This is a genomic window from Paracraurococcus ruber (assembly GCF_004353985.1).
GTDB classification, from domain to species: Bacteria; Pseudomonadota; Alphaproteobacteria; order Acetobacterales; family Acetobacteraceae; genus Paracraurococcus; species Paracraurococcus ruber.
In genome coordinates this window covers 1-4,713 of record NZ_SMOA01000352.1, presented here as the reverse complement: position 1 = coordinate 4,713, position 4,713 = coordinate 1, and the positions used below count along the sequence as shown (strand labels likewise).

Sequence of the window (4,713 nt, the reverse complement as noted above, 5' to 3'; positions counted from 1 at the left end):
GACACCATCGGCCAACTGCTCGACACCTTCAGCCCCACCGAGTGCCAGAACTATCTCACCAACTCGGGGTATGCGTTCGACTAAACCTGAAATGCTCTAGGTGCTACCGGGCCATGGGCGGGCGCTTGTCCCGCCACGGATGCGCCCGCTTATAGCCGTGCGCCGCCCGCAGGAGCGTGGCCTCGTGGAATGGCCGTGCGATCAGCTGCATAGCGACCGGCAGCGCGCCCGCACCGAAGCCGGTGCAGACCGACACGGACGGAAAGCCGGTCAGGGCAGACGGGGTGGTCAGCGCAGGGCGTTCAAAGAAGGACCATTTCGACAGACCGGTACTCGGCGGCGCCTCCCCGGCCTGCGACGCGTTGACCAGCAGGTGGAGGTTCGCCATCGCCCCGGCCATCTCCAGGCACAGCTCGCGTCGGCGGCGCAGCGCCTGCACGTAGTCCCGGGCGCGGATCAGCCCGCCCAGGGAGGCACGGTCACGGAAGATCTCGCCGTACTCCTCCCGCCGGGTCGTTAGCCAGGGCTCGTGGATCGCGTAGGCCTCGGCCAGCAGGACCACGAAGGTGCAGGCGCTGTAGGTCTCGAGCGGCGACAGCCTCACCTCGCGCACCTCGGCGCCCTCGCGTGCGAACCACGCCAGCGCATCCTCGATCCCCATCCGGGTGGCTTCGCTCGCCGGGTTGTCGGCCTCGAAGAAGTGCCGCACCACCTCGACCCGCAGGCCCCGGACGCCCCGGTCGAGGTCCACCCCGAAGTCCGGCACGGGCTCGCAGCTGCTCGCCGGGTCCGACGTGTCGTGCCCCGCCATGGCTTGCAGCAGGATGGCGCAGTCCTCCGCCGTCCATGCCATCGGCCCGGCGTGGTCGAGCGTGAAGGCGAGCGGCAGGATCCCGGTGCGGCTCACCCGCCCGTAGGTCGGCTTGAGGCCCGTGATCCCACAGAGCGCGGCGGGGCCGTTGATGGAGCCGGCCGTCTCCGTGCCCGTGCCGCCCAGAACCAGTCCGGCCGCAACGGCCGCGGCGGTGCCGCTCGACGACCCGGCCGTGGTGCGCTCCAGGTCCCAGGGGTTGTTCGGCTGCGGCCAGGGCAGGTCGAAGGAGTGCCCACCCATGGCGAACTCGTGCGCTGCCACCTTGCCGAGCAGCACCGTGCCGGCCTCGGCCAGGCGCGCGACCACGGCCGCGTCCCGGGCCGGCACATTGTCGGCCAGAAGGCGGGAGTGCCCGGTGGTGCGGATGCCCGCGGTGTCGAAAAGATCCTTGTGCGCGATCGGAATGCCGTCCAGCGGCCCCCTCGGGCCGTCGCGCATAATGCGCGCCTCCGCGGCGCGTGCATCAGCCAGGGCGCGCTCCTCGGAGACCAGCAGGAAGCTGTGCAGGCTCGGGTCGATGCGCGCGATGCGGTCAAGGCAGGCGCGCGTCAGCTCGACCGGCGACAGGCGGCGCGATGCGATCCCGCGTGCCGCCTCGGCGATGGTCGGGACGGGGTCCATCACCGCCGGTCGGGGGTGAAGGTGAGCGCGGGCTCCGCCTCAAACGTCGCCGGCGCGCCGAGCGCGGCAATCAGGCGGAGCATGTGGCAGTAGCCTTCGAGCGGCGATGGCAGTTGCTCGGGCGGCACCCGCATCCCGCTCTCGGCAAGCATGGCGGCAAAGCGCACCTCGTCGGGGGGAAAGTCCATCGCCGTCACTCCTCTGGTACGGACGAAGGCCGCCTCGGACCGGGCACGCCAGAGCGGAACGAAGCCATGCGGACGTGTGGTCAGCTTGGCAAAGGGAGGGGCTCCGATGCAATACCGTCTGCCTGTGTGCGCTGCGGTCGTGAGGCGCGTCGGTGGTAGGGTTCTGCGACGCCGACGGACGGCACGGGGTCATATCGAAGCGGACTGATGACTGCTGTCCGGCGAAGCGTCAGCGAGAGCCGCAGCCATAAGCTGCAACGTCACGTCGTCCTCGCGCCGCTGCCGTGCGATGAGCAGGCTATGCGCCACCTTCGGCTTCAGGCCCAACATCTCGACGCCGGCGGCCGGCGTGGTGAAACCGCGCCCCTCAAGCTCCTGGCTTATCGCCATGCGGAGCCGGATGCAGGCGACGCGGTCATCGCGGCGCTGGCGCTACTCGACGGCGGAAAGCTTGGGCTTGTCCCGCGTCATCGGCCACCTGCGGCGAGGAGGTGCTCGATTCAAGCAACTTCGAAGATTGCCTCGATCTCGACTGTAATGCCGAAAGGCAGCGAGCCCATGCCGACGGCCGATCGGGCGTGCCGTCCACGTTCGCCGAACACCTCAACAAACAGATCCGAGCAGCCGTTTACGACCTTCGGGTGGTCAGTGAACTCGGGCACGGCGTTCACCATGCCGAGCACCTTCACAGCCCGAGACACGTTATCCAAGCTACCGATACCCGCGCGCAGCACCGCCAAAAGAGCAAGCCCGGTAAGCCTTGCGTGCTGGTACGCCTCGTCTACCGTCACGTCGCGTCCGACCTTGCCCGTGGCGAGCCCTCCCTCAGGCCGGCTCGGGCCCAGGCCGGACAAGAAGACGAGGTTACCCGAGCGCACGAACGGGACATTGTTGACGCCTGCCACGGGAGGCACCTTTGGCAGTTCGATGCCACGCTCCTGGAGCCGCTGCTCCGCTGAACCTCCCACGAGGGGCTGTGCGAGGGCACTGCCAGTCCATACCAGTGCGACCGGTGCCGTCAGCCCAAGACCTAAGAGGGATCGGCGGCTGGGGTGCTGCATCACGCTGACCTCCGGCGCGTCCTCTGCGGTCTAGGAGCGCGCATTCAGAACGTGCATCACCCAACAGCAGTGATCAATCATTCCCTATCGACGTCCGATCAGCAATCTCGATCAGCCGCTGTTGCAACGCCCGACCTTGGCTTGGTTCTGGAGCAGCAGCGCTGGCTGCAATCGGCTCGCCACCATCGGTGCGCCCTGGACAGTGGGGGCGGCGAGCGGGCGCTGGCCCAAGGCGCGGGTGCTGTCCCCGCTCATTGTGATGGGACACGGCACGGCTCGCCACTTTGACCACCCTCGACGACCAACACCAACCCAAGCGCGTATGGTGCCAGGGACTGTTCCTGCGTGAAATGGTAGCGCCATGCGGCATAGGCTCTTGCTGACCGAAGAGCGGCGCTTCGGAAATGTGCCGTTCAGTGAGAGGAAGCGTGAGATGGCAGGTCTCGTGGTGATGGCCCGGACTGCATTGGTCACCGGCAGCTCGCGCGGGATCGGGCGCGGCATCGCGCTCAAGCTCGCCGAATGCGGGGTCAGGCAAATCGGCGTCCACTTTCAAAAGAACCGACCGGCAGCCGAGGAAACTGCCCACCTGCTGCGCGAGTGTGGCGCCGAGCCCTTGCTGGTCCAGGCCGATTCGATGAGACCCGACGATATCTCCCGCATGTTCGTTGAGCTCCGGTCAGCGTTCGGCTCGCTCGACGTCTTCGTTGCCAACGCCCGGCCGGATGTACAGCACTTCTACCAGCCAGTGCTTGAGCTGACAGCTGAGCATTGGCGATCCGCGATCGACTCCCAGGCTACTGCCCTACTCCACTGCGCCCGCGAAGCCGTAGGGATGATGGGCCAGGGTGGCCGCATCGTCGCGGTCACCTACGCCCCCGGTGGAACAACGGGAAGTTGGCGTTCCTGGGCGGCGATGGGACCAGCGAAGGCGGCGATGGAATCGCTGCTGCGCTACCTCGCCTGGGACCTTGCCAAGCACGGCATCACAGCGAACGCGGTCAGCCCCGGGGCGACGGACGATAGCGTGTTTTCCACCTTGCCACCCGAGGTGTTGGACGCTTTGCGCGGATGGGCCGGGGCGGGATGGGTCCCGATGGGACGCCTCACAACTCCGGCCGATGTGGGTGACGCCGTAGCCCTGCTGTGCTCGGAGCAGGCACGGTTCATCACCGGGCAGACCCTGCACGTGGACGGCGGTGCATCGCTCGCCTCGGCCGACTTCCCGATGGAGTTCCAGCGGGGCGGGTGACCGCCACGAGACGCCGCCTCGTGCAGCCGCCGGCGCCAAATCTGGAGGAGTATGACCGTGGCGCAGGCACGTGATGACGACCACGCCGACATGTCGCTGCTTCTGCGCAGCTTCATGGTTGCGCGGATGCTCCGTGTAGTGGCCGATTGCGGCGTCGTGGATGTGGTACCACGCGATGGCGTGATGGCGTGATGGCGTGATGGTGTGATGGCGTGATGGCGATTTAGGCGCTGGCGGCCACCTGCGGCGTGCAACCGCGACCACTGCTGCGAATCCTGCGTTGCCTGGCGACGCAGAGTATCTTTTCGGTTGGGCCGGATGGACTCGTGGCGCATACCGGCCGCTCCCGCCTGCTGCGGCAGGACGCGGCCGACAGTCTGCATCACGCCGCGCGGTATTGGACGGTGCCTGGCATCTGGGGCGCCTGGGGCGCGGCTGGATGCCGCGCTGGCCGGCGGGGTGCCGCACGAGGCCGCCTGGGGCAAGGCGCGCTATGCCTTCATGCGTGAACACCCGGAGGAGGCGCGGCTGTTTGACGCGCTGATGGCCAACTTCCCCGACCGCCGGCACGCAGCGATCGCTGCTGCCTACGATTTCTCAGAGTCCATCCGGGATCATGTTCTGGTTTGGCAGAGCCTTCGCAGCATGAGGCGGACGGAGGCCCAGCGCAGGAAGCACAGGCCTGACCGGTTCAGGCACTCCCAGTCCTTGGCGAGC

The 4,713-nt window shown here is 67.8% G+C and carries 7 protein-coding genes; 3 read left to right on the top strand and 4 right to left on the bottom strand.

From position 1 onward, the window contains the following. Window positions 1-103: 103 nt before the first annotated feature. The 4 genes from E2C05_RS28815 to E2C05_RS28800 form a co-directional block, all read right to left on the bottom strand. On the bottom strand, window positions 104-1,495 hold the full coding sequence (locus E2C05_RS28815) for an amidase (RefSeq protein WP_133223069.1): 1,392 nt from the start codon (window positions 1,493-1,495) through the stop codon (window positions 104-106). Continuing rightward, window positions 1,495-1,683, bottom strand: a complete 189-nt coding sequence (locus E2C05_RS28810; RefSeq protein ID WP_133223068.1) for a hypothetical protein — start codon at window positions 1,681-1,683, stop codon at window positions 1,495-1,497. Before E2C05_RS28810 ends, E2C05_RS28815 begins: the two co-directional genes overlap by 1 nt. 189 nt (window positions 1,684-1,872) lie before the next feature. Continuing rightward, complete coding sequence (locus tag E2C05_RS28805) at window positions 1,873-2,073, bottom strand: hypothetical protein (protein WP_133223067.1); 201 nt, start codon at window positions 2,071-2,073, stop codon at window positions 1,873-1,875. 110 nt (window positions 2,074-2,183) lie between these two features. After that, entirely contained in the window at window positions 2,184-2,651 is a 468-nt protein-coding gene (locus tag E2C05_RS28800) for a RidA family protein (protein WP_275670522.1), read from the bottom strand. 526 nt (window positions 2,652-3,177) lie between these two features. Between E2C05_RS28800 and E2C05_RS28795 the strand changes: the two genes are divergently transcribed. From E2C05_RS28795 to E2C05_RS35520, 3 genes are all read left to right on the top strand, one after another. Next, window positions 3,178-3,996, top strand: coding sequence for an SDR family oxidoreductase (locus E2C05_RS28795; RefSeq protein WP_205083159.1), 819 nt, complete (start codon window positions 3,178-3,180; stop codon window positions 3,994-3,996). A 57-nt stretch (window positions 3,997-4,053) separates the two neighbouring features. After that, on the top strand, window positions 4,054-4,188 hold the full coding sequence (locus tag E2C05_RS35275; protein WP_275670521.1) for a hypothetical protein: 135 nt from the start codon (window positions 4,054-4,056) through the stop codon (window positions 4,186-4,188). Window positions 4,189-4,455: 267 nt separating this feature from the next. Next, on the top strand, window positions 4,456-4,713 hold a 258-nt coding region (locus E2C05_RS35520), incomplete at its 3' end, for a hypothetical protein (protein ID WP_408901637.1).

What these genes read in the sequence shown, in the direction of transcription:
- E2C05_RS28815 (WP_133223069.1), bottom strand. Translation starts at nt 1,495, where the DNA reads ATGGACCCCGTCCCGACCATCGCCGAGGCGGCACGCGGGATCGCATCG.
- E2C05_RS28810 (WP_133223068.1), bottom strand. Translation starts at nt 1,683, where the DNA reads ATGGACTTTCCCCCCGACGAGGTGCGCTTTGCCGCCATGCTTGCCGAG.
- E2C05_RS28805 (WP_133223067.1), bottom strand. Translation starts at nt 2,073, where the DNA reads ATGGCGATAAGCCAGGAGCTTGAGGGGCGCGGTTTCACCACGCCGGCC.
- E2C05_RS28795 (WP_205083159.1), top strand. Translation starts at nt 3,178, where the DNA reads ATGGCAGGTCTCGTGGTGATGGCCCGGACTGCATTGGTCACCGGCAGC.